Origin of the sequence: Shewanella sp. JNE2 (assembly GCF_023159115.1) — a bacterium.
In the GTDB taxonomy this organism is placed as follows: domain Bacteria; phylum Pseudomonadota; class Gammaproteobacteria; order Enterobacterales; family Shewanellaceae; genus Shewanella; species Shewanella putrefaciens.
In genome coordinates, this window is the sequence record NZ_CP096169.1 from 3,225,910 (window position 1) to 3,250,913 (window position 25,004).

A 25,004-nucleotide genomic window follows, 5' to 3' on the forward strand; every position below is an offset into this window, starting at 1 on the left:
AAACACACTTCCTCTAAACATCACTAACAAGTGATGAAGTTGCAATCCAATTTATGCTAATTCACCATTAACTAATGGCACAAATTTTACCGTTTCAATATTTTCTGAACTAAAACGCTCGCGATGACGGGTGATCCGCATCAATTGCTGTGTGTTCTCTCCCACTGGTAACACTAACACCCCGCCATCGACCAGTTGGGATAAAAGTGCCTCGGGTACTGTCGCTGCGGCAGCGGTCACCATAATGGCATCAAACGGGCTACGGTTAGACCATCCTTGCCAGCCATCGCCATATTTGAATGACACATTATGTAGATCGAGCCGTTTTAATCTTTGCCGAGCTTGAATTTGTAAGCCTTTAATACGCTCTATCGTACAAAGCTCTGGCACTAACTGGGCTAATATGGCGGCTTGATAACCCGACCCCGTTCCGACTTCTAGCACCTTTTTTGGCATATTACTGAGTAATAGTTCGGTCATTCTGGCAACGATATAAGGCTGAGAAATCGTTTGACCTTGACCAATTGGCAAGGCGGTATTTTCGTAGGCTTTATGGGCTAACGCATTATCGAGAAACATTTCACGCGGGGTTTGCGATATCGCCTTTAACACGGCTTGATTACGGATCCCCGCATCAGAAAGCTTTTTAGCGAGATTCACCGCCGATGTTAAGGCAACTCGAGTCATATTTTATCTACCCAATTCTGCAATACCGATAATTGTCTGTAGGCTGTGAGATCAACTGTCAAAGGGGTAATTGACACATACCCATTGGCAACTGCATGAAAATCTGTCCCTTCGGTAGCATCTTGTTCAAGACCTGGTGGGCCGAGCCAAAAAATCTCTCGCCCCGCAGGATCTTTTGTCCGCACTATGCCTTCAGCTTTATGCCTTGCGCCAAGCCGAGTCACTCTAATGCCTTTAATCTCATCAAGCGGTAAATCTGGTACATTGATATTTAAAATTTGATCGCTCGCTAATGGGTGTAATAAAAGTCCCTGCACGATGCGCCGTGCATAAACAGCCGCAGATTGATAATGCTTAAACTCTCGGCCATTGAGAGAAATAGCCACTGCTGGAAAGCCTAAAAATCGCCCTTCCATTGCCGCAGCGACAGTCCCAGAATACAAGGTATCATCACCCATATTTGCACCGGCATTAATGCCAGAAACGACCATATCGGGTTCACCATCACAGAGTTCGCGGATAGCTAAGTGAACACAATCTGTCGGCGTACCATGTACAGAAATATAACCATTATCTAACCTATTAATTCTTAATGGATTAGTCAAGGTTAGTGAATTACTGGCTCCCGAACAATTACGATCTGGCGCGACTGTCATCACGTTGGCTATTTCAACGAGTGCTTCTGTTAAGGCTTTGATGCCAGATGCATTGACACCATCATCATTACTAACAAGAATGCGGATCATGATGCAGCGTCATCACTACCGTTAACAGCGTTAGCCTCTGACGTAACTGTTGCTTGCCACTGCTGCTCTTTTACATCCTGATAATCAACCAGTTCCCTAAGTAGAGATGTCGCAAAGCTACCCGCGGGTAAAATAAACTCTAACACTAAACTATCTTCTGTTATTTCGTATTTAAGCCCTTGAGGCTCAAGCAGTAATGGACGACGTTCCTGCTCCAATCCTGCATGTTCCAAACCATAGCAGTCATCGCTAAGCTCACTCATCGCTAAGGTTTCCATCGCCGCGGCTTCGCCTTGAGGCAACATCATGCCACGACCCCACAAAGGTGCTGATAGTTGAATATCTTTTTCAATCAGACGTTTCAACACCACCAGATCCCATTCGGGTGTCACGAAGAAACTTTTGCTACCCGCCAACATCACACAATCACCCGCTAAAGGTTTAGTACCATGGTTGGCTAAGCGGTATGACACGACGGTATTAAACAAGTTTGAGCGCACAGCAGATAAATACATGCTGCGTTTGTTTCTGTCTTTCACTTTTTTACCCGCCAACATTTGGCGTCCCATGACGAGATTTTTACCATCATGGCCAAAACGCTGCTCACCAAAATAATTGGGGACACCGATTTGACTCACTTTCTCAATCCGGCTAATGATATCTTCAGCGTGAGTGACATTACGCAAAGTCAAAATAAAGCGATTACCCAGTAGTGCACCGATGCGTAATTTTTTGCTATGGCGACTACTAGAGAGAAGCGTTAATCGTTCACTGTTAAGTTCTGCCCAAGCGGGAGTTTCTTTACCCGGAATGCGTACACCAAACCATTGTTCAGTAATGGCATTTTTATCTTTCTGGCCCGCATAGGTCACTTCCTTTGGATGCACCTTTGCAAACTTGGCAATCATTTCTGCCACTTGAACCGTATTCAGCCCGTCTTTACGGATATGTAAGAGATGATGTTCCCCTTCTCCTGTTGGGCTAAAGGGCAAAATCTCTTTCACGATAAAATCGCTATTTTGAGTACGTAAATCGGCAGTGCCGAGTGGTTTGCCATATAAGTAATGCAGTTCGCTCATGGGACTTATCTATCTCGTTAATTAATCTTGTTTACGGCTCATCAACACAACTGCTTCTACCGCAATGCCTTCTTTACGTCCTGTAAACCCTAACTTTTCAGTAGTGGTGGCTTTGACGTTAATATCATCCAATTCGGCCATTAAATCGGTGGCAAGCACTTGGCGCATAGCTTCAATATGGGGTGCAATTTTGGGCGCTTGGGCAATAATAGTGACATCAACATTACCTAGTTCAAAACCCCTTTGCTTTGCCAAATCATAGCAATGACGCAATAATACGCGGCTATCAGCGCCTTTATAGGCGGTATCCGTATCGGGAAAATGTTTGCCTATATCTCCGAGAGCCATCGCTCCCAGAATGGCATCAGACACTGCATGCAACACCACATCACCATCGGAATGTGCGACGAGCCCAGTCTCATAGGGTACTTCAACACCACACAATATTAAGGGCCGAACTTCGCCAAATTTGTGAACATCGAAACCATGACCGATACGGATTTTCATTTATTATTTCCTAACTTACTTTAGTAACATGCTAGATAAACTATTTTGCAACGCGCATTAAAAAGAGTTCAGCCAGCTCCAGATCATCGGGATGTGTGACTTTGATATTGTCGGCACGGCCAGAAACCAGCCCCGGCGATATCCCTGCCCATTCCATGGCAGAGGCTTCATCCGTAACCGTTACACCAGCTAGGATTGCCGCTTGAAGATGCATTTTCAACTCAGATGTTGGAAATAATTGCGGCGTCAACGCATGCCATAAATTATCGCGGCAAACAGTTGCACTTATTTCCCCTTTTTGATTAGCACGCTTCATCGTATCACGCACTGGCATTGCCAATATCGCCCCATGGGGGAAATCGGCACGTGACACAAGTAATTTATCGATATCAACCAAGGTTAAACAGGGCCTTGCTGCGTCATGTACCAAGGCCCAACTATCTTCAGGCGCTTTCATCAACGCCGCCAACACTGAATCAGCACGCTCACCGCCACCAAGCACTGTGATAAGTTTTGGATGTTGCGCTTGTGGTAATGCGTAAAAAAATGAGTCATTAGGATGTAGTGCAATAATCACTTGGGTGATTTGTTGATGCGACAATAGTGTATCTAACGTATGGGCAAGAATACTTTGACCTAATACCTCAAGATATTGCTTGGGTTTATCGGCCCCCATGCGGCTACCAATTCCTGCTGCGGGCACGATCGCGACAACGCTTTGGGGATCTGGATTTGCTTTTATCATCATTTGCGGCTGATGTTCTAAATGGGGTCTTTCTTCTAATGCGATATCCATACGCATTCACTCCGTCACTGAGAAGGACTCGATACTGAGCGTTCACCACCCACCACACGGTAGAAAGTTTCACCTTCTTTTACCATACCGAGCTCGTTACGCGCGCGTTCTTCAATGGCCTCAGTACCGCTTTTAAGGTCGATAATTTCTTCTTTCAGCACTTGGTTACGCTCATTGAGCTTATCGTTACCTTCTTGCTGAACCGCAATATGTTTTTGCAAGACAAAGTATTCGGGCAGACTGTTGCTTCCCGACCATAGCCGATATTGCAATAAACCGAGTAGCACTATGAGTGCAATGACAAAAAATTTCATGGAGGAATTAGCGTCAGTATCTTGGATTAATAAAATATACCGCAGATAGTACAACAAAAAAGGCCACCAAGTGGTGGCCTTTTTGCATCAAACGTTAAATTACGCCTGACCTTTGATCTCTTTCAAACCACGGTATGGGGCTTTTTCACCTAATTGCTCTTCGATGCGCAGCAATTGGTTGTATTTAGCCACACGGTCAGAACGACACAGTGAGCCCGTTTTGATTTGACCTGCCGCTGTACCCACAGCTAAATCGGCGATGGTCGCGTCTTCAGTTTCACCACTACGGTGTGAAATCACTGCGGTATAACCTGCTTCTTTCGCCATACGAATGGCCGCTAAAGTCTCTGTCAATGAACCAATTTGGTTAAACTTGATAAGGATTGAGTTAGCAATGCCGTTTTCGATTCCGCGGGTTAAGATTTTAGTGTTGGTTACGAATAAATCGTCGCCCACTAATTGGATCTTGTCGCCCATAATTTGAGTTTGGTAAGCCCAACCATCCCAATCTGATTCGTCTAAGCCGTCTTCGATAGACACGATTGGATATTGATCTGCCAATGATTTTAAGAAATCAGAGAAACCGTTCGAGTCAAAGACTTTACCTTCGCCCGCTAAATCGTATTTACCATCTTTATAGAATTCAGAGGCGGCGCAGTCTAGTGCCAGAGTCACATCGGTACCTAACTTGTAGCCCGCCAGTTCAACCGCTTCTTTAATCACAGCTAACGCATCAGCGTTTGACGCTAAGTTAGGTGCAAAACCACCTTCGTCACCCACAGAAGTGCTTAGGCCTTTGTCGTGTAATACTTTTTTTAACGTATGGAAAATTTCAGCGCCCATGCGCAGTGCTTCACGGAAGGTTTTTGCGCCAACAGGTTGCACCATGAATTCTTGGATATCAACGTTGTTATCCGCGTGCTCGCCACCGTTTAAGATGTTCATCATAGGCACAGGCATAGAATATTGGCCAGGAGTGCCGTTTAATTCAGCGATATGCGCGTATAAAGGAATACCTTTAGATGCTGCGGCTGCTTTGGCTGCCGCTAAAGACACAGCCAGAATCGCGTTTGCGCCTAACTTGTCTTTGTTTTCAGTGCCGTCTAAGTCGATCATGATTTGATCAAGCTCAGCTTGTGCAGTGGCATCTTTGCCTAGTAACGCAGTGCGGATGACACCGTTGACGTTGGCAACGGCGGTTAACACGCCCTTGCCTAAATAACGGCTCTTATCGCCATCACGTAATTCTAACGCTTCGCGGCTACCGGTTGATGCGCCAGATGGCGCTGCCGCCATACCCACAAAACCACCTTCTAAATGCACTTCGGCTTCAACAGTTGGGTTACCACGAGAATCCATAATCTCGCGACCAATCACGTTAATAATCTTAGCCATATTACCCTCGATTTAAGTTTAAAAATAAAAGAAAAAACCAATACCTATGGGAATAAACAGATGAAAATATCGGCAAAAACGTCGTTTATTGTTCCATCTATCGGTGTGTCATTTATACACATGGGTACGAGTTCTTTTCATATCAAAGCGGCTTGAGTGTAACAAAAGGCCAGTCCCACTGTCGCGGTTCTGGCCTTAAATATTGTTACTTCAGATCACGTTTTTGGTGTGCGCTCGCTGCGGCAATAAAGCCTTCGAACAATGGGTGACCATCGCGTGGCGTTGAGGTGAACTCAGGGTGGAATTGACCCGCAACAAACCATGGGTGATCTTTTAATTCGATCATTTCTACCAGCTTGCGATCGGAAGATAAACCACTGAACACCATGCCAGCTTGCTCTAAGCGTTCTCTGTACTTGTTGTTCACTTCGTAACGGTGACGATGGCGTTCGATACAGCTATTGCCTTTGTAGGCTTGTGCCGCTTTAGAGCCTTCAAGTAAATGGCACAATTGTGCGCCTAAACGCATAGTGCCACCTAAGTCAGACGCCTCATGGCGTTGCTCAACATTACCTTCCTCATCAACCCATTCAGTGATTAAACCTACTACTGGGAATGGCGTTTCTTTATTGAATTCAGTTGAATGAGCATCAATCATACCAGCAACATTACGGGCAAACTCAATCAGAGCAACTTGCATACCTAAACAAATACCGAAATAAGGTAGTTTGTTTTCACGGGCAAATTTTGCCGCCAGTATCTTACCTTCAACACCACGCTCGCCGAAGCCACCTGGTACTAAGATACCGTCTAAGCCCTGTAGGACTTCATCGCCTTTAGCTTCTACGGTTTGTGAATCAATATACTTGATGGTCACAGATACGCGGTTTTTAAGGCCTGCGTGTTTTAATGCTTCGTTGACTGACTTATAGGCATCTGGCAGCTCAATGTATTTACCCACCATACCAATCACGACTTCGCCGTTTGGATTAGCTTCTTGGTAAATCACATTTTCCCACTCAGATAAGTCAGCTTCACGGCATTCTAAACCGAAACGCTTAACCACTAAGTCATCCAAACCTTGTGAACGCAACAGTGCTGGGATTTTATAAATACTATCAACATCTTTTAATGAAATAACCGCACGCTCTTCAACATTACAGAATAGCGAAATCTTCGCGCGCTCGTTTGCTGGAATTGCGCGATCGCCACGGCAAATCAACACATCGGGTGCAATACCAATAGAACGCAACTCTTTTACTGAGTGTTGAGTTGGCTTAGTTTTCACTTCGCCAGCCGCACCTAAGAAAGGCACTAAGGTTAAATGCATGAACAGAGTACGATCGCGACCAAGCTCAACGCCGAGCTGACGGATAGACTCAAGGAACGGCAAGGACTCGATATCACCCACAGTACCGCCGATTTCGACGATAGCCACATCATGGCCTTCGCCACCTGCTAATACTTTTTCTTTAATCGCATTAGTGATATGTGGAATAACCTGAATGGTTGCGCCCAAATAATCGCCACGACGTTCTTTACGTAGTACTTCTTCGTAAATACGACCAGTAGTGAAGTTGTTACGACGATTCATCTTAGTACGGATAAAACGCTCGTAGTGACCCAAGTCGAGATCTGTTTCTGCACCGTCTTCAGTAACAAATACTTCGCCATGTTGGGTTGGGCTCATGGTACCCGGATCAACGTTAATGTAAGGGTCCAGTTTCATGATGGTTACATTGAGACCGCGGGCCTCTAAAATTGCAGCTAATGATGCTGCTGCAATGCCTTTACCTAGTGATGAAACAACGCCACCAGTAACGAAGATATACCTTGTAGTCATGCTGAACCTGAGAAAATGAGTTTGAAAATACGTGCTTGTAAGAAAGCACTAGGACGGGGCAGTAGTATACCAAAGGCGGCGCGATTCGACAAACACCAATCGGGATAATTTGCCGTTTATCTCGTCTCCATCGCTTTTACTCGGTCCCAATAGACATCGAGCTCCATTAATGTGTGCTCTTCCATGCTTTTACCGCTGTCACTGGCCAACTGTTCAACGCCGCGAAAACGGCGTTCAAATTTAAGATTGGCTTGGCGCAACGCTTGTTCAGGATCGACCTTAAGATGTCGAGCTAAATTCACTACGGCAAACAGCAAATCGCCCATTTCGGACTGCACTTTAGCTTGGTCTTGCTCTGGTTGCTTCACCTCATGCAAGACTTCATCGATTTCTTCATGGATTTTAGCGACCACGGGCTCAAGCTCGGCCCAATCAAACCCGACTCGCGCCACCCTTTGCTGAATTTTGATTGAACGTGACAGCGCGGGTTGTGAGCGAGGAATATTGTCTAGCGCTGAAACAATAATATCGGCTTGGGTTTCACCCGCCACTTGCTGTGCCTTTTGTTCACGTTCACTCGCCTTAATCGCCTCCCAATTGGCTTTCATCGCTTTGGCGCTATCGCCAATTTGTACATTTTGCTCACCAAACACATGGGGATGACGACGGGTTAACTTGTCGCTGATTTTCTCAATCACGCTCGAAAAATCAAATAACCCCTGCTCTTTGCCGAGCTGACAATAGAATACGATTTGAAATAACAAATCCCCGAGTTCATCGGGTAACTCATCCCAGGCTAAACGTTCTATGGTATCGGCAACTTCATAGGCCTCCTCTAAGGTAAAAGGCACTATGGTTTGAAAGGTTTGCGCTTTATCCCAAGGACAGCCCGTGTGCGGATCACGCAGTTTTTCCATTATCTTAAGTAGCGGCTCTACATCTGTTATAGACAGTTCCGTTGTAGATGGTTCCGTTGTAGAAATTTCAGTGATAGAAGGTTCAGTAGAAAATGAGGTTAATGGCGCCGTGTGGGAAGTCATGCTGATGTCCTTTAAAGATAAATGTTAAAACAGGCTAATACTCAGGAAGAACAAAAAGAATACGCCTCAGCAGTGCTTATTAGCGAAAGGCTATAATAAAGCGATGATGATAAGCTAGGTAAAATAAAAGCGCTATTTTGATGCTGAGATCAGATTTTAGTGCCGTATTTCAACTAAGACTTATTTTAACGAAAGAGCGTTCGCTCCATTTCGTAATTCACTCATCTCGTGAGCAATAAATTGACAAGCTTCCTCCCCTGCAAATTCTCATCTATGTCCTGCATACAAGTATTTAGCGCAAGCCATCTTAAATGATAAGATACGCAGCAATATTTCAATGAAGCTAAAACTCACCGAGTGAAGACCTGACAATTTCGGCCAAACTATTACATGTGATGAATACACATGAGGAGCGCCGCGTGATGAATGCGGTTATTCGATCTATTTATTTGATTATACTAGGCGTTTCTCTATTCTATCGTCCTATATTAGGGCGTACGCCTCTATAGATTTCAGCATTACTGGAGACAAAACTCATGACAAACGTGAATGTGGATGTCACGCCGTTAACGACTAAGCCATCACAAGATGGTTTTTATATGCCCGCCGAATGGGCTGCGCAGCAAGCTGTGTGGATGATTTGGCCCTATCGTCCCGATAACTGGCGTGCTGCGGGTGCGTATGCTCAGGCGACTTTTGCTAAGGTGGCCGATGCCATTGGCGCGGCAACTCCAGTGTATATGGGTGTCCCTAAAGCCTTTTTAGCCGAAGCTAAAGCGGTAATGCCATCCCACGTTACCTTGGTTGAAATGGACAGTAACGATTGCTGGGCTCGTGACACTGGGCCAACAGTAGTTGTAAATGCTCATGGCGAATGCCGTGGTGTTGACTGGGGTTTTAATGCTTGGGGTGGTCACAACGGTGGTCTGTATTTCCCATGGGATAAGGACGAGCAAGTCGCGCAGCAAATGCTTGCACAGCATGGTTTTGCCCGTTACAGCGCGCCGCTGATCCTCGAAGGAGGCTCCATCCATGTCGATGGTGAAGGCACCTGTATGACGAGTGCAGAATGTTTGCTCAATGCCAACCGTAACCCTGAACTGACAAAGGAACAGATTGAAGACTTACTGCGTGACTATTTGAATGTTAAGCAGTTTATCTGGTTGCAAGATGGCGTGTATATGGATGAGACCGATGGCCATATCGATAATATGTGCTGTTTTGCCCGTCCTGGTGAAGTCATTCTGCACTGGACTGATGATGAGACCGATCCACAATATCCACGTTCAAAAGCCGCGCTCGAAGTGCTGCAAAATACCGTGGATGCCAAAGGCCGTAAGTTAAAAATCCATCTGTTGCCACAACCGGGGCCGCTGTATTGCACCGAAGAAGAATCAAAAGGCGTGACCGAAGGCACTGGCGTGCCACGCACGGCGGGTGAGCGTTTAGCAGGTTCTTATGTGAACTTTTTAATCACCAATCATCGCATTGTGTTCCCGCTGCTTGATCCTGCAACCGATGATATCGCCGCCCAAAAACTGCAGGAAATCTTCCCAGAGCATGAGATTGTGGGTGTGCCAGCCCGTGAGATTTTATTAGGTGGCGGCAATATCCATTGTATTACTCAGCAAATCCCGTCTGGAAAGTAACCCAAGGAGAACAGCATGACGATTAATGTCACTGTTATTACACCACAATTGGCTTTCAGCGGGAGGGCGTAAGATGTTTGAAGTCACTGAAGTTTCTATTGCCGAGTTGCGTGCAGCGCTCGAATCTGGCCGTACGACTGCTGTTGAGTTGGTGAAATCGTTTCTCGCGCGGGTTGAGGCCTATGACGGCCCTGCGACAAAGACTAAGCTCAATGCGTTAGTGGTGCCCAATCCCGATGCGCTTAAAGAAGCAGAAGCTTCCGATGCTCGCCGCGCCCGTGGTGAAACCTTAAGCCCACTTGAGGGTATTCCTTACACCGCCAAGGATAGCTATTTGGTGAAGGGACTGACGGCGGCGTCTGGCAGCCCAGCCTTTAAAGATTTAGTGGCCCAGTACGATGCCTTTGCCGTTGAGCGCCTACGCGCCGCGGGTGCCATTTGCTTAGGCAAAACCAATATGCCCCCCATGGCCAATGGCGGTATGCAGCGTGGTCACTATGGCCGCGCTGAAAGCCCATACAATGCTGAGTATCTTACTGCACCGTTTGCTTCGGGCTCTTCCAATGGAGCGGGCACGGGCACGGCAGCAAGTTATTCGGCTTTCGGTCTTGCAGAAGAAACGTGGTCAAGTGGCCGTGGCCCTGCGTCCAATAATGGTTTATGTGCCTATACACCGTCTCGCGGCGTGATTTCCGTGCGTGGTAACTGGCCGTTAACGCCGACTATGGATGTCGTCGTGCCTTATACCCGCACTATGGCCGATATGCTTGAAGTGCTGGATGTGATTGTGGCCGACGATCCTATCACCCGTGGCGATCTCTGGCGTCTACAACCTTGGGTCCAAATCCCTAAAGCATCGACAGTTCGCCCAGAATCTTATCTGGCGCTGGCCGCTAGCGCCGATACGCTCAAAGGTAAGCGTTTTGGTGTGCCGCGCATGTACATCAATAAAGATGAATTGGCGGGCACCAGCGAAAATCCGGGCATTGGCGGCCCAACGGGTCAACGTATTCATACCCGTGCTTCGGTCATCGAACTGTGGGAAGCGGCGCGTAGAGCCATAGAAGCCGCTGGCGCCGAAGTGATTGAAGTCGATTTTCCGCTGGTTTCCAATTGTGAAGGTGACCGCCCAGGTGCGCCGACAGTGTTTAACCGCGGTATCGTCACGCCTCAATTCCTCCATGATGAATTATGGGAACTCTCAGGTTGGGCGTTCGATGAATTCCTGCGTGCTAACAATGACCCTAAACTCAACAAGCTTGAAAATGTTAACGGCTATCTGATTTTCCCACACGACTTAGGCACCCTGCCTAACCGTGAAGGTGACTTAGCGGCAGGCATGGAAGAGTACGTCAACATGGCTAAGCGTGGTCTTAAATCCTATGACCAGATCGACAGCATTCCCGATGGTCTGCGTGGCTTAGAGAAGACGCGTAAGCTCGATCTCGAAGACTGGATGGACAATCTTAAGCTTGATGCCGTGCTGTTCCCAACCGTGGCAGATGTCGGCCCTGCCGATGCCGATGTGAATCCGGCTTCAGCCGATATCGCTTGGAGCAACGGAGTTTGGGTGGCAAACGGAAACCTTGCGATTCGTCACTTAGGCGTACCGACTGTGACTGTGCCTATGGGCGTGATGGCCGATATTGGCATGCCAGTAGGTTTGACCTTTGCAGGCCGCGCCTATGATGACAACAACCTGCTTAAATTTGCAGGTGCATTTGAGTCAACAGGTGACAGGCGTATGATCCCGCCACGCACGCCAAAACTGAGTCAATAAGCGTTAAACTGACAAATATAGACTTAGCTTAGTCTTAGGGAATTTATCTTCTTAGAGATTTAGCCCCTTGTAACGGCAAAGTGTAGAGTCAGAAAAACGGGATGGGTCTTAATATGCCAATCCCGTTTTTTTATTCTAACAGCCAGATACGATATTTTGCCATTCGCTGCTGTGGGAGAGTCATATAGTCTTATACAAAATAATTAAGAATCACACTCAATGGCAGTGATTTCATCAATACGGCTGCCTTTGCTAAAACGTTTTTGCCCCTAAGCAAGATGACTTTGTGGTCAGGTGTTCTGGATTAATTGTCACTGTTTCCCCAGTGACACGCCGTCTATTTCTTTCAAAAGAAGTATCCATATAGGCTCGACGGCGACATCCATGTCGCCAACGGTCACTGGTGCAACAATGCCAATCTTGACTATCCCTCTAGCTGTTCGTTCAGCTAAAAAGCTATTGCCCCAAAGTGTGTTTCGTAGTTTGAATGCTTTAATCAAAATCAAAGTCGTGGGGCTTCACCCCACACCCGACCAAGGAGGACTGCTCGTCCTATCCTCCTTGGATGCTCCAAGACGCCCCCAACGGAGTTGAAAGCCCCTTGTGCTCATTGACAAATTTGCTATTGCTTCCGAAGGATGCGTCCTTGCACCTGCGAAAGCTAGCTCGCCATCCATGGCGAGACTCACGCAATTTGTCTATTCGCCCTGCGGCAACTCCGAGGGGAGGTCTATTTCTTGGAGTTTTGAGTCGTTAGATAGCGATTCATCAGCAAAAAATAAGCGCGAAATTTGCGCATATAGGCGCAAAAAATATTGCTCAAGTGGAGCGTGTTCTTGAAGGGAAAACGTATTCAAGGGTCGAATAGCATGTGATATTATCGAAGCAAAGAATCAGCTAACAATGCCGTCAACTCGGATGCATTTTTCGTTCGCTGCGCTCACTACCTATGTTCCGGTTACGGCTAGCGTTAGCCCATAGAAATTTTAATTCGAAATTCACTAATTCGAGCTAAAAGTCTAACTCGGAATTGTCCAAAAACAAGTCGCATATCTACTTTAAAACAAACAGGCTACACCGATGTTAAACTGGTGAGCCATGGTGATTAGCGAGACGACCATCCGCCCCATGGACGGGGCGGTCGAGCATCCACGGATGGACTCGCTGCGTGTCGGTGAGCGAATGCCATGGCTCATCATAAGCCAGCACTTAAAGAATTAAATGACAAAGTTTGATCCTCAGCAGTGCTATCCTGAAATTCTTAAAGTGCTTCTGTCCAAAAGCGTGCTGCGTAAGGCTTTTAAATCCACAGGTTACGCTGATACTTGAAAGGTGAGCCATGGTGATTTGCGAGACGGCCGTCCGCCCCATGGACGGGGCGGTCGAGCATCCAAGGACGGACTTGCTGCGCGTCGGGGAGCAAATGCCATGGCAAACCATGGTTCAGAACGATGAAGAGCCTCCCTGCTGCCCCAATCCTTTATCTCTGCTTCTAGATAGCTTCTCTATATCTTCTATATTGCTAGTGATTTCAAGGCTATTCGCTTCGAAAGGCATTACGGAACTTAAAGCCGTCTTGCCTCGATCACGCTATCGACCTGAGATAACTTAGATAAAACCCGCGATAGCCCATCGAGATTATAAAGCTCCAGTTCCAACTCAATCGCGGCGGTCTGGTTTTTAGTATCCGATGACGAACTCATGGCCAGTACATTGGATTTTTCAGCCGCCAGCACTGAGGTTAAGTCTCGCAATAAGCCACTGCGATCGTGGGCCAATACCCGCAGACGCATCCGATAACCGCCGGAGTAATTTTCGCCCCAGACCACATCGACACCGCGCTCAGGGTGAACCCGCATCAACTCTTTAACTTGTTCACAATCGGCGCGATGTACAGAAATGCCACGGCCCTTAGTGATAAAACCTAAGATCTCATCACCGGGAACTGGCTGACAACAACGGGCAATATGGTTAAGCAAGTTACCTACACCGTTGACTTCAACCTGACCACGGCCACTGGAGGTCGGCTTATGTTGGCCTTTCTTAACTAATTCTTCGACGGCATCTTCTTCTGACACTTCATCGAGTCTTAAACGGCTCTGAATATGGTTAACCACTTGATGCAGACGCACATCACCGCCGCCAATGGCCGCCAGTAAGTCATCCATGCTCGCCATATTAAAGCGCTCGACCGCGATGGCGGCGTCTTTAATTTTAAGGCTCACCCGCGCCAGTTCTGACTCGAGCATTTCTTTGCCGGCGACAATATTCTTGTCTCTGTCCTGCTGCTTGAACCAATGCTGGATTTTCGAGCGCGCCCGCGCCGTACGGATATAACCTAAGTTAGGGTTAAGCCAGTCACGCTTGGGATTAGGCTGTTTCGAAGTGATGATTTCGATTCGCTCACCCGTTTCAACTTGATAGGTGAACGGCACAATACGGCCATCGACCTTAGCACCAATACATTTATGCCCTACTTGGGAGTGAATGTAATAGGCAAAGTCGAGCACGGTTGACCCCAGTGGCAGGTCGACGACTTCACCGCTTGGGGTGAACACATAGACTCTGTCTTCAAACACTTGGCTGCGCACTTCTTCAACCAAGTTGCCACTTTCGACCACGTCTTCCTGCCATTGCAGAATTTTACGCAGCCAGTTAATTTTTTCTTCGTAACCGCTTTGCTTACCGGAATGATTGCCTTCTTTGTATTTCCAGTGCGCGGCCACACCCAGCTCTGCATCTTCATGCATGTCTTGGGTACGAATTTGAATTTCAACGGTTTTGCCCTCTGGCCCCACCACTACGGTATGGATCGATTGATACCCGTTAGGTTTAGGGTTAGCGACATAATCGTCAAATTCCCGCGGAATATGGTGCCAAAGCGTATGCACCACACCTAATGCACCATAACAATCCTGCAAACGCTCAGTCACGATACGCACCGCGCGCACATCAAATAACTCATCAAATTTGAGGTGCTTACCCTTCATCTTGCGCCAAATACTGTAGATGTGTTTCGGCCTGCCGTAGACCTTTGCGCGGATATGATCTTCATCGAGTCGTTGTTGTAATTGGCTAACAAATTTTTCGATAAAAACTTCACGATCCAGTCGTTTGCCATCTAACTGCTTAGCGATTTCTTTATAGGTATCTGGATGCAGATAGCGGAAGGAAATATCTTCTAATTCCCACTTTAACTGACCAATCCCTAAACGGTTAGCCAGCGGCGCGTAAATATCGGCAATTTCACGGGCCAGCAGCACGCGAGTTTCTTCATCGGCATTTTTCACTGCCCGTAGCAAACACACACGCTCTGCCAGTTTAATCACGACCGCGCGCACATCTTCGACCATCGCCAGCAACATGCGGCGAATATTGTCGATTTGCGGCTCGGTTGAACGACTATTAGGATTGATTTTCAAGGCGCCGATGGCGTTCATGGTCACGACACTCGCGACTAAACGCGCCAGCGGCTCACCAAATTTTTCTTTGATAGCTTCTTCAGTCAATAACCCAGCATCGAACACCACAAAAAGAATCGCCGCCTGCAGGGTTTCAATGTCCATGTTTAGCGGTGCAAGGATTTCGATCATCTCTCGGGCACGTTCGAGCAGTTCTCTCTTCGCCGCAGGACTCTTGGCAGGTAAGGCATCAACCAGCCCTATCAAGGAGAGCAGCATCTGCGCCTCATCTGCCTGACTGACATAACGAGCCACCCAATCGTCTAGATTAAAATCGGGATCGTTAAAGTGTGCTTCGCGAACAGAGACCATCTAATTTGTTTCCTTATCCGTGCTCAGAGAGAAAGTGGGCACCACTTCGGCTCTCCTATCTTCAGCATTGGCGCGAACTTGTCAAACCTAACTGACCAAATATTCACATTTTTTACGTTATTCAAACGCTTTGCTTACTTTGTCAGCGCAAATTACTTGGTTAATTCAAACAGTGCCATGGCTTCAATATGGTGTGTTTGTGGGAACATGTCGATAAGTCCCAATCGCTGTAATCGGTAACCGCGCTCTAATAGTACAGCACTGTCACGGGCTAAGCTGGCAGGATTACAAGACACATACAGAACTTTACGCGGCTTCATTTTCTTTAGCCATTGCAAGCTTTCAAACGCCCCAGCGCGGGCAGGATCGAGCAGTAATTTATCAATCTTGCCCATCCAAGGCTCAAGGGATAAATCCGCACTCAAGTCGCCGTGGTAAAAAGTCAATTTATCCAGATTGTTAGCTTTCGCGTTCACTCGCGCCTGAATCACCATCTCGGCAACCCCTTCGACGCCAATCACATCAGCGCCCATTTTCGCTAAGGGCAAACTGAAATTACCCATACCGCAGAACAAATCCAAAATGCGCTCATCTGGCGCTGGCGCTAACCAATCCATCGCTTGAGCGACCATGGCCTTGTTAATCTGTCCGTTGACTTGCACAAAGTTACCGGGGGTGAAACTTAAACTCACCGCATCCGACTGCGCATTTTCATCTAACAGTTGATAAACTGGTAACACTAACTCGGCGCCGACGCCTTGGAATTGGCCTTCGTTATCCTGCAGACAAATATGGATCTGATGTTGCTCGGCAAAGGCTGACAGCTTAGCGAGATCCTTATCGTTTAACGCCTTAGTGATCCGCAGCACGGCGAAGTGACCATTATCAGCGGCAATCAACTCAAGGTGGCCTAAGCTGGCTTTAGCCGACAATTGATTTAGCAACTTAGCAAATGGCACGATCAAGTCTGATAACGGCTTAGCTAATACTTGGCATTGGCTAATAGGCACCACATTACTGCTGCTCGCCGCGCGAAAGCCTAAACTTAAGTGCTTGGTATTTTTATCAAATAAGGTTGCAAGACGGGCGCGGCGGCGATAAAACCAGCCTTCACCGGTTAATGCGGGTGATAAAGCACCGCCTTCAGTACCTGCAAATTTTGCCATAATATCCAGCAACGCGGCTTCTTTATGCTCACGTTGACCCGATAATGACATATGCTGTAAGTCGCAGCCGCCACAAGTATGATAGTGTGGACACTCAGGCTCGACGCGCTCAGAGCTCTGGGTATCGACTTTAATCAACTTGGCTCGGGCATAATTTTTCTTTTGTTCGGTGAGCTGTACTGTCACGGTTTCATCGGGCAAAGCGCCGGGAATGAACACGACTTTACCTTGATACTGAGCAATGCCAGCGCCTAAGTGATCGAGCTGATCCACATTCAGCGACAACTTAGCTGACAACTGTTTGGAACTATTTGGTTTTGCTTTAAAAAATTGTGCCATTTCGGCCTCTAAATCAATAAAAAACTGGCAAAGACGGGCCTTTTTCTGGCAGTCTTATAACACTATTATCGTATCTGTTTCAGGAAACACCGCTGCTGCTATGACCCCTGTCAACAACATGACCAAATACAGCCTACGTTCTTGGGTTCTTGTGCTGGCGCTCGCGCCAACAATTTTGGTCGGTCTTCTTCTGGGCAGCTACTTTACCATAAACCGCTTTTATGAGCTCGAAGATACGCTGATTGAACAAGGCAGTAATATTATCGAACCATTAGCAATTGCCAGTGAAGTGGGATTAATAGGAAATGATCGTGAAGCCACTAAAAGGTTACTCGCCGCGGCACAACTCAATAAATCAACCTTAGTCAAATCGATCGCCATTTTCGATATCCAAAATCAACTGTTTGTCACATCCCATTACCACAAAGATTTTGAAATGATGCGCTATAAAGAAGCGCTCACCAATTTACATAAAACCGAAATAGAACATGTTGGCGACAGCCTTATTTTACGAACACCCATTTTTGCGAGTACACCTTCAGCGACTCTCGCTAATGTAGACATCCAAACCGATAACGGTGAATTACTGGGTTATATCTCAGTTATTATCAATAAGGAACGCGCGCTACTCGAACAGCATAGAGCCGCCGTTGCCGCTTTTATCATGGTATTACTGGGCGTTCAATTAAACCTATTATTTACTTTTAGGTTAGTAAAAAATGTCACTCAACCTATTACCGAGATGGTACGTGTTGTCGCAAAAATTCGTGAAGGAAAATTAGATGCGCGTCTAGATGGCAATTTGATTGGTGAATTGGATTTACTTAAACGCGGTATTAATGCCATGGCGTGCTCACTGTCGGAATACCATGATGAGATGCAGCAAAATATCGACCAAGCTACCTCAGATTTACGGGAAACCTTAGAACAGATCGAAATCCAGAACGTCGAGCTAGATTTGGCGAAAAAACGCGCCTTAGAAGCTAGCCGGATTAAATCTGAATTCTTGGCCAATATGTCCCACGAGTTACGTACGCCACTGAATGGTGTGATTGGTTTTGCTCGCCAATTGGTAAAAACACCTTTGCATTCAAGTCAAGTTGACTACATCAATACCATTGAGCGCAGCGCCACTAATCTACTTGCTATCATCAATGATATTCTCGATTTTTCGAAACTCGAAGCGGGAAAAATGGTGCTAGAAAATATGCCCTTCGGTCTTAGAGAAACCCTTGGCGACACTATGACCTTGATTTCAGGCAGTGCTCAAGCGAAGGGCTTGGAGCTTGTGGTCGATATCGCCCCTAATGTACCTGACCATGTGAATGGTGATGCCATGCGCGTATGCCAAATCATCAATAACTTAGTCGGTAATGCCATCAAATTTACCGACTCAGGTAGCGTGCTCGTAAAGCTTGAATTACAAAGTCAATCGGAGGAACAAGTGATCCTGCGTTGTGATGTCATCGATACTGGTATCGGGATCGATGAAAGCCAACAGGACTTTTTATTCCAAGCCTTTGGGCAAGCCGATTCATCGATCTCGCGACGTTTCGGTGGTACAGGACTTGGCTTAGTGATCACTAAGCGTTTAGTTAACCAAATGGGGGGACAAATAGGTTTTACCTCCTCTGTCGATAAAGGCTCTAATTTCTGGTTCACTCTGCCACTGGGGTTAGGTCAATTCCAAATTGGTGATTCGCTACCATTAGAAAAACTCAAAGATAAAACCATTCTTTTTTATGAGCCAAGAGTACTCACCCATGCTGTTTTAAGCCGCCAATTGCGCCTATGGGATACTAAAGTGACACATCATCAGCATATCCCTAACCTATTGACTACACTCGCAAACACCGAAGAAGCATACGATTATATTCTGTTAAGTTGTCATGGTTTTACCGATGCAACGCAATTGGTTGGCACTTTAAATCTTGCGAAAACGAAAACGGACTGTTTAGTCGTACTCTACGATTGCCAAGAGCAAGATGCCTTGAGCAAGTTTATACGACCTAATGCCGATGTCGTGCTATCACTGCCTGTCAGTGAGCATCAACTTGCCCGTAATATGCTCTATCCTCCACTCGAATATGACATACAGGCTCCCATCACAATCTCGGCACCTGCAGCGCGGCAATCCTTAACGGTATTGGCAGTAGATGATAACTTTGCCAATTTAAAACTGATTGATACCTTACTCAATGAATTAGTCACCACTGTTATTGCTGTTAATAATGGGGATGAAGCGGTCAAACAGGCTAAAACTCGTACTTTCGATTTGATTTTTATGGATATCCAAATGCCGGGGACCGATGGCATTAGTGCAACAAAGCAAATACGCCAAGGCTCGATGAACCGCAACACGCCGATCATTGCCGTGACAGCCCATGCCATTGCCGAAGAACGTGAGCTGATTTTAGGCAGTGGCATGGATGGCTATTTACCTAAACCTATCGATGAAGCTGCACTAAAAGACGTTATTCATCGCTGGATCACAAGACCTAAATTCACCCATTTTGACCTGCATACGCTGAACTGGGATCTTTGCTTAACTCAAGCAAATCATAAATCGAACCTCGCCCTTGAGATGTTAAAAATGCTGCTGGACTCACTACCTGAAACGGTAGAGAAAATTCAAACGGCGCTAGGCCAAAATGATCAGGCCACTATGCTCAGTACAATCCATAAGCTGCATGGCGCAAGCTGCTATTGCGGCGTCCCCACCACTCAAAGGTTATGCCAAGAGATTGAATCCGCGTTAAAACGTCAAACCCCTGTGGAAGATCTCGAACCTGAAATACTAGAGTTACTTGATGAGTTAACTAAGGTAGAATCAGCGGTAAAACAAGTGCTATCACAGCTATCAGCGGAAATAACAGATGACCAAAAAAACGGGCTTCTTTAAGCGCCTTAAAGCGTTAGAACTACCTCAAAAACAACTCTTTGCCATTGCTCTTTGTCAGCGTATGTTGCCCAACTATCAACTGTTTTCAGAAGTCTGCGAATTTGGTGATCCCGCAGTATTAAACACAGTATTAGAATTATTATGGCAATCTCAATACGACAATAAACTCAAATTTAATATTGATGTCCATCTACAACGATTAGAAGATAACACACCTGATCCTGTCGACTTTGAAGCCTATGGCGTCTATCCGGCCATGGATGCAGTTGTGGCACTTTCAACATTATTGAGTGCAATTCAAGATAAAAATGAAGAAGATATAATTAATATCAGTAAGTTATCATCCAGTACTGTGGCGAACTATATTGAAGCCATCAGTGATGTTGATCTTGTCGATGATGCCCTAGATGATTTCGTCTTCGCCCATGAAGTGATGGAAGAAGAGAAAGAGTTACAAAATTCTCTGCTCGAAATTATTGAAGAAAATCCAAAAATCACTGCGGAATTGGTAAAAGGTCTACGCAAAGACATCATCGAAGCAGGTGTATCCAATATTGGTATTAGCATCGCCTAACGCCCGTGACCCCATTTGTTCAGGTTAATCCGTGTTATTCCAAAGTGTTAAACCACGTTAAAATAACACGGCATAAAGAAGTCATCATTGGCTTACTACCACAATCCAACAGCAATCCTCGATAAGCAAGATTGCTTATCGAGGCTCGACTCGCGAAGGTTATATAGGCATAAACAAACCATAGACCTACAAAGTCAAATCGCTGATAATTTTCATTAAACAATACCTTGAGCGATGCAAATGCTCAATATCAAAGGCAACTCAAGCCATGGAAAACAATTCTGGCGCCTTCGACTGCATAAACTCAATAAACACTCTCACCTTTAGCGGTTGTTGGCTGCGTTGATGATACAAGATTGAAATCCGTCGCTGCTCACCCACCCATTCAGGTAATAATACTTTGAGTCGGCCCTCTTTAATCTGCTGTTTTACAAACAATTCAGGACCGTACAAAATGCCACCATGATCCAATGCCGACTCAATAGCACCGTGTAAATCCGTCAATGTGAGCTTGGTTGGACCATTAAAGTAGAAGGACTCACCGTTCGGATGCTTTAAATGCCAATTAAATAAGGGCCAGACTTTAATAAGCTGATGCGCTTCTAAATCATTCGGGTGGGTCAACTTAGGTGCCTGTGCTAAATATTCTGGCGTAGCAAATAAACAGTAATCTAACTCACCTAATGTACTCGACACCCATGAAGAATCAGGCTGAGCGCCACCCACAATCGCCACATCAATCCCTTTGTCGATCAAATCAACCAACTCATTACTCTGGGATATATGCAGGCGAATATCGGGATACAAACGACCAAACTCATTAAGAGCTCGGATAAAAATGATAGAGATAATAGAAATCGGCGCGGCAATTCTTAACGTCCCTTCGGGTTTATCACTTCCCACGCCACTAAGCTCATCAAACTGGGCTATGACACTCTGATAACGCTGAAATAAGGCTAAGCCTTCTTCAGTCAACCTCAGTTTACGAGTGCTACGCATAAAGAGTTGCTTATCGAGCTTTTCTTCTAATTTGGCTAACTTACGACTCACGGTCGCAATAGGCATATCCAACTCTTTGGCCGCCTGTGAAAAACTTCCCGCATTCACTAAGTGCACAAAAAGATAAAGAAGTTGTAATTCACTGCCCAAATCATCACTCATATCACATCCCAATTTTTATAGGCTACTTAGGTCTACATAGTTAACGAATTGTAATTCAAACTGTCCATGGTACATCAACTCAAAAGCCGATATTCAGTCATTGATCCAGCTTAAATTGAAGCTTCTTAAGCTTTATGAAAACCCTATTTTAAAGTCGTTTAGGTATATACGACCATAGCTTAATAGTATCGGCTGCCCATGGTATGTTATTTTGCTGGATAATTTACTGCGCTAGCTCGAATATTACCCATTCCATTATCGGTATTTATGTGCGACGAGTGATGTTCAGTACCGATATATATTTTTGAATAAAAATCGTACGCTATGAGTCTGTCTTACACAGGAAAGACCCTATCATAAGGATGAGTGAGGGAATGACATTATTAACCCCGCTGTTTGCCGTCTTCGGGATCATGCTACTAGGTACACTAGTACAAAAATTGAAACTTCTCCCCGTGGAAACGGATCAAGTATTAAACCAATATGTGTACTACATTGCCTTTCCTGCGATCATGCTAATCGCCCTAGCTCAGCAGCCAATTAACGAAATCTTACAATGGGGATTTATTGCAGGCTATAGTGCAGCAATGCTAATTACCTATCTCATTTGTTTAGGTATTTCACTGATAGCCAACCCAAAAAAGCACGCGATTGCGACAATTAGAGCCCTAAATGCCACCTTTGGTAATACCGCGTTTATTGGTATTCCATTACTGATGATTATCTTTCCACAACAACAAAGTGCATTAGTGGCAGCGGCCATTGCTAGCCTGCTATCAGTACTGATGTTTGCAGTCGCGCTAGTATCATTAGAACTTGCCACTAACACTCAAAGACAGCACCATGCCTTAGTGATAATGGCAATGGCGGTAGGTAAAAATCCTATCGTAATTGGCAGTTTGATTGGTGTTGCAATATCCGCCAGTGGCATTCAATTACCATCAGGTCTCGCGCTAATGATCCAGCAGATAGGCAATACCTCAAGCCCCTGTGCCCTTTTTGCTATTGGTATGGTATTAGCAAAAGCAATTCGATATCAAAAAGATAGCAAAATTTTTAGTCTCTCAAACTTTTTAGAGTTAAGTCTAATCAACCTTTTTAAACTGGGTATACAGCCCGCGCTAGTCTACTTTATGCTGAGATACTGCGGTGTACATGGTGATTATCTGATCATGGGCGTTATCCTCAGCGCACTGCCCACTGCAGCTAGCGTTTACTTACTGGCACAGCGTTACAATACCCAAGCTTCAACCAGTGCTCAGGGCATTCTATTTGGCACCTTAGTCACTTTTTTCAGTCTGCCAATATTAGAAAGCCTAGTAAGAACTCATGCATAATCAGTTAATTAAAAATATTTACTGTGATAATGCCGATTATTTACCCAATCCACTTCACTGTATATAAAATCAGTATATACTGTTTATCAATACAGTGGTTTGGTATATTTTTCGACAGGAATTGACTATGCTTTGCCAACTCAGCATTAATAACTTCGCTATCGTCCGTTTTTTAGAACTGGATTTTCGCCCAGGAATGACCAGCATCACCGGTGAAACCGGTGCAGGTAAATCGATCGCCATCGATGCGCTAGGTCTATGCCTAGGCAATCGCGCCGATGCCAGTTGTGTTCGCCCTGGTGCCAGTAAAACTGAGGTCAGCGCCCGCTTTTCCTTAGATGATATTCCGCTAGCAAAGCGTTGGTTAGAAGATAACGATCTTGAACTCGATGATGAGTGTATTTTACGCCGAACCATTAGTAGCGATGGCCGATCACGCGCCTACATCAATGGTAATCCTGTCCCGCTGACGCAACTCAAATTATTGGGTCAGTTGCTTATAGGTATTCACGGCCAACATGCCCACCATGCAATGTTAAAGAGTGAACATCAGCTCACCTTGCTCGACAGTTATGCCAACCACAGATTACTTATCGACACAGTTGCCGCTAGCTTTCAACGCTGCAAGCAAATTGAGGCCGACCTAAAACAACTCGAAGCCTCCCAGCATGAACGTATTGCCCGTAAGCAATTAGTCCAATATCAAGTGGAAGAACTCGATGAGTTTGATCTTAAAGTCGACGAGTTCGAAGAAATTGAACAAGAACACAAACGTTTAGCCAATGGCACTGAGTTAATTGCCACCTGTCAGGCGAGCTTAAATATACTCACAGAGGGTGAAGAGAACAATATAGAGTCACTGCTCAATCGCGTCGTTTCCCTCGCCGAAGATCTGCAAAGCTACGATCCCGCATTAAGCAATATCAACACTATGCTCAATGATGCTTTAATCCTAGTGCAAGAAAGTGCAGGCGAATTACAGCACTATTTGAGTAAGCTCGAACTCGATCCGACCCATTTCGCCTATTTAGAAGAACGGCTATCAAAAGCCATGCAACTGGCGCGCAAACACCATGTCAGCCCGAATAAGCTGGCGGAACATCATCTAGCATTAAAGACAGAGCTCAGCAGCTTAGACAGTGATGAAAGTAAACTCGAAGAAGTTCAGCAACAAGTCGAGGCGAGCAGAGCAGCTTACCTTAGCAATGCCCAAAAGCTCAGCCAAAGCCGTGCTCGTTACGCCAAGGAACTCGACAAACTGGTCACTCAGTCAATCCATGAACTGAATATGCCTAAGGGTAAATTTACGATCGAAGTCAATTTCCACCCCGAGCAAATGTCAGCCAATGGCAGTGACAATATCGAATTTATGGTAACCACTAACCCTGGCCAACCCTTACAACCGATTTCGAAAGTCGCGTCTGGCGGTGAGCTTTCACGCATAGGATTAGGGATACAAGTGATTACCGCGAAGAAAGTTGCCACACCGACATTAATTTTCGATGAGGTAGATGTCGGCATCTCTGGACCTACCGCCGCAGTGGTAGGCCGTATGTTACGCAGCTTAGGGGAATCGACCCAAGTCCTGTGCGTGACTCACTTGCCACAAGTTGCGGGCAATGGTCATCAACACATGTTCGTCGATAAATTTAATAAGGCAGGCAGTACTGAGACCACAATGAAGTCGCTCGATCGTGAGCAGCGCATTCAAGAGCTTGCAAGACTGTTAGGTGGCGATACTATCACCAGCAATACCCTAGCAAACGCAAGGGAACTGCTGCAATAGTAGTATGGATCAGATAACGAATAAGGTCGCTACACGTTTGAATCTACACACGCCATATCAAAAGCTAAGGGGCTATATCAAAAACTATATATCAAAAACTAAAGGCTAGTTGTTGGCCATGTTAACTAAC

At 45.8% G+C, this 25,004-nt stretch carries 18 protein-coding genes; 6 read left to right on the top strand and 12 right to left on the bottom strand.

What is annotated here, in order from left to right; genetic code table 11:
* Window positions 1-51 precede the first annotated feature (51 nt).
* The 9 genes from MZ182_RS14470 to mazG all read right to left on the bottom strand — a co-directional run bounded on the left by MZ182_RS14470 (window position 52) and on the right by mazG (window position 8,407).
* On the bottom strand, window positions 52-687 hold the full coding sequence (locus MZ182_RS14470; protein ID WP_011788611.1) for a protein-L-isoaspartate(D-aspartate) O-methyltransferase: 636 nt from the start codon (window positions 685-687) through the stop codon (window positions 52-54).
* Window positions 684-1,433 (bottom strand): 5'/3'-nucleotidase SurE, encoded by a 750-nt coding sequence (surE, locus tag MZ182_RS14475; RefSeq protein WP_248065781.1) that lies wholly within the window; start codon window positions 1,431-1,433, stop codon window positions 684-686. The genes MZ182_RS14470 and surE overlap by 4 nt, the downstream gene beginning before the upstream one ends.
* Entirely contained in the window at window positions 1,430-2,512 is a 1,083-nt protein-coding gene (gene truD, locus MZ182_RS14480; RefSeq protein ID WP_248065780.1) for a tRNA pseudouridine(13) synthase TruD, read from the bottom strand. Before truD ends, surE begins: the two co-directional genes overlap by 4 nt.
* 21 nt (window positions 2,513-2,533) lie before the next feature.
* Window positions 2,534-3,019, bottom strand: coding sequence for a 2-C-methyl-D-erythritol 2,4-cyclodiphosphate synthase (ispF, locus tag MZ182_RS14485; protein ID WP_011788608.1), 486 nt, complete (start codon window positions 3,017-3,019; stop codon window positions 2,534-2,536).
* Window positions 3,020-3,059: 40 nt separating this feature from the next.
* Entirely contained in the window at window positions 3,060-3,767 is a 708-nt protein-coding gene (gene ispD / locus MZ182_RS14490) for a 2-C-methyl-D-erythritol 4-phosphate cytidylyltransferase (RefSeq protein WP_086022290.1), read from the bottom strand.
* Window positions 3,768-3,829: 62 nt separating this feature from the next.
* Window positions 3,830-4,129 carry a cell division protein FtsB gene (ftsB, locus tag MZ182_RS14495; RefSeq protein ID WP_011788606.1) on the bottom strand — a complete coding sequence of 100 codons (300 nt, stop codon included), beginning with the start codon at window positions 4,127-4,129 and terminating at the stop codon, window positions 3,830-3,832.
* 99 nt (window positions 4,130-4,228) lie between these two features.
* Window positions 4,229-5,524 (bottom strand): phosphopyruvate hydratase, encoded by a 1,296-nt coding sequence (gene eno, locus MZ182_RS14500; RefSeq protein ID WP_011788605.1) that lies wholly within the window; start codon window positions 5,522-5,524, stop codon window positions 4,229-4,231.
* 205 nt (window positions 5,525-5,729) lie between these two features.
* Window positions 5,730-7,367: a CTP synthase gene (locus MZ182_RS14505; protein ID WP_248065779.1), complete on the bottom strand. Its 1,638-nt coding sequence runs from the start codon at window positions 7,365-7,367 to the stop codon at window positions 5,730-5,732.
* 116 nt (window positions 7,368-7,483) lie between these two features.
* Complete coding sequence (gene mazG / locus MZ182_RS14510; protein ID WP_248065778.1) at window positions 7,484-8,407, bottom strand: nucleoside triphosphate pyrophosphohydrolase; 924 nt, start codon at window positions 8,405-8,407, stop codon at window positions 7,484-7,486.
* Between the two features lie 536 nt (window positions 8,408-8,943).
* On the opposite strand from mazG, the gene aguA reads away from it, so the two are divergent.
* Both aguA and MZ182_RS14520 read left to right on the top strand, forming a co-directional pair.
* Window positions 8,944-10,056 carry an agmatine deiminase gene (gene aguA / locus MZ182_RS14515; protein WP_248065777.1) on the top strand — a complete coding sequence of 371 codons (1,113 nt, stop codon included), beginning with the start codon at window positions 8,944-8,946 and terminating at the stop codon, window positions 10,054-10,056.
* Between the two features lie 73 nt (window positions 10,057-10,129).
* Complete coding sequence (locus MZ182_RS14520; protein ID WP_248065831.1) at window positions 10,130-11,836, top strand: amidase; 1,707 nt, start codon at window positions 10,130-10,132, stop codon at window positions 11,834-11,836.
* A gap of 1,565 nt (window positions 11,837-13,401) precedes the next feature.
* Here MZ182_RS14520 and relA read toward each other — a convergent pair.
* Window positions 13,402-15,609, bottom strand: a complete 2,208-nt coding sequence (relA, locus tag MZ182_RS14525) for a GTP diphosphokinase (RefSeq protein ID WP_248065776.1) — start codon at window positions 15,607-15,609, stop codon at window positions 13,402-13,404.
* Between the two features lie 152 nt (window positions 15,610-15,761).
* Window positions 15,762-17,114 (bottom strand): 23S rRNA (uracil(1939)-C(5))-methyltransferase RlmD, encoded by a 1,353-nt coding sequence (rlmD, locus tag MZ182_RS14530; protein WP_248065775.1) that lies wholly within the window; start codon window positions 17,112-17,114, stop codon window positions 15,762-15,764.
* Window positions 17,115-17,214: 100 nt separating this feature from the next.
* On the opposite strand from rlmD, the gene barA reads away from it, so the two are divergent.
* Entirely contained in the window at window positions 17,215-20,016 is a 2,802-nt protein-coding gene (gene barA / locus MZ182_RS14535; RefSeq protein WP_011788595.1) for a two-component sensor histidine kinase BarA, read from the top strand.
* Window positions 19,991-20,590 carry a YjaG family protein gene (locus tag MZ182_RS14540; RefSeq protein ID WP_011788594.1) on the top strand — a complete coding sequence of 200 codons (600 nt, stop codon included), beginning with the start codon at window positions 19,991-19,993 and terminating at the stop codon, window positions 20,588-20,590. The genes barA and MZ182_RS14540 overlap by 26 nt, the downstream gene beginning before the upstream one ends.
* A 261-nt stretch (window positions 20,591-20,851) precedes the next feature.
* On the opposite strand, the gene lldR is transcribed toward MZ182_RS14540, so the two are convergent.
* Entirely contained in the window at window positions 20,852-21,751 is a 900-nt protein-coding gene (lldR, locus tag MZ182_RS14545; protein WP_014611076.1) for a LysR family transcriptional regulator LldR, read from the bottom strand.
* Window positions 21,752-22,125: 374 nt separating this feature from the next.
* Between lldR and MZ182_RS14550 the strand changes: the two genes are divergently transcribed.
* Both MZ182_RS14550 and recN read left to right on the top strand, forming a co-directional pair.
* Window positions 22,126-23,088, top strand: a complete 963-nt coding sequence (locus tag MZ182_RS14550) for an AEC family transporter (RefSeq protein ID WP_248065774.1) — start codon at window positions 22,126-22,128, stop codon at window positions 23,086-23,088.
* A gap of 127 nt (window positions 23,089-23,215) precedes the next feature.
* Window positions 23,216-24,874 carry a DNA repair protein RecN gene (gene recN, locus MZ182_RS14555; protein WP_115017562.1) on the top strand — a complete coding sequence of 553 codons (1,659 nt, stop codon included), beginning with the start codon at window positions 23,216-23,218 and terminating at the stop codon, window positions 24,872-24,874.
* The last annotated feature ends 130 nt before the right edge of the window (window positions 24,875-25,004 follow it).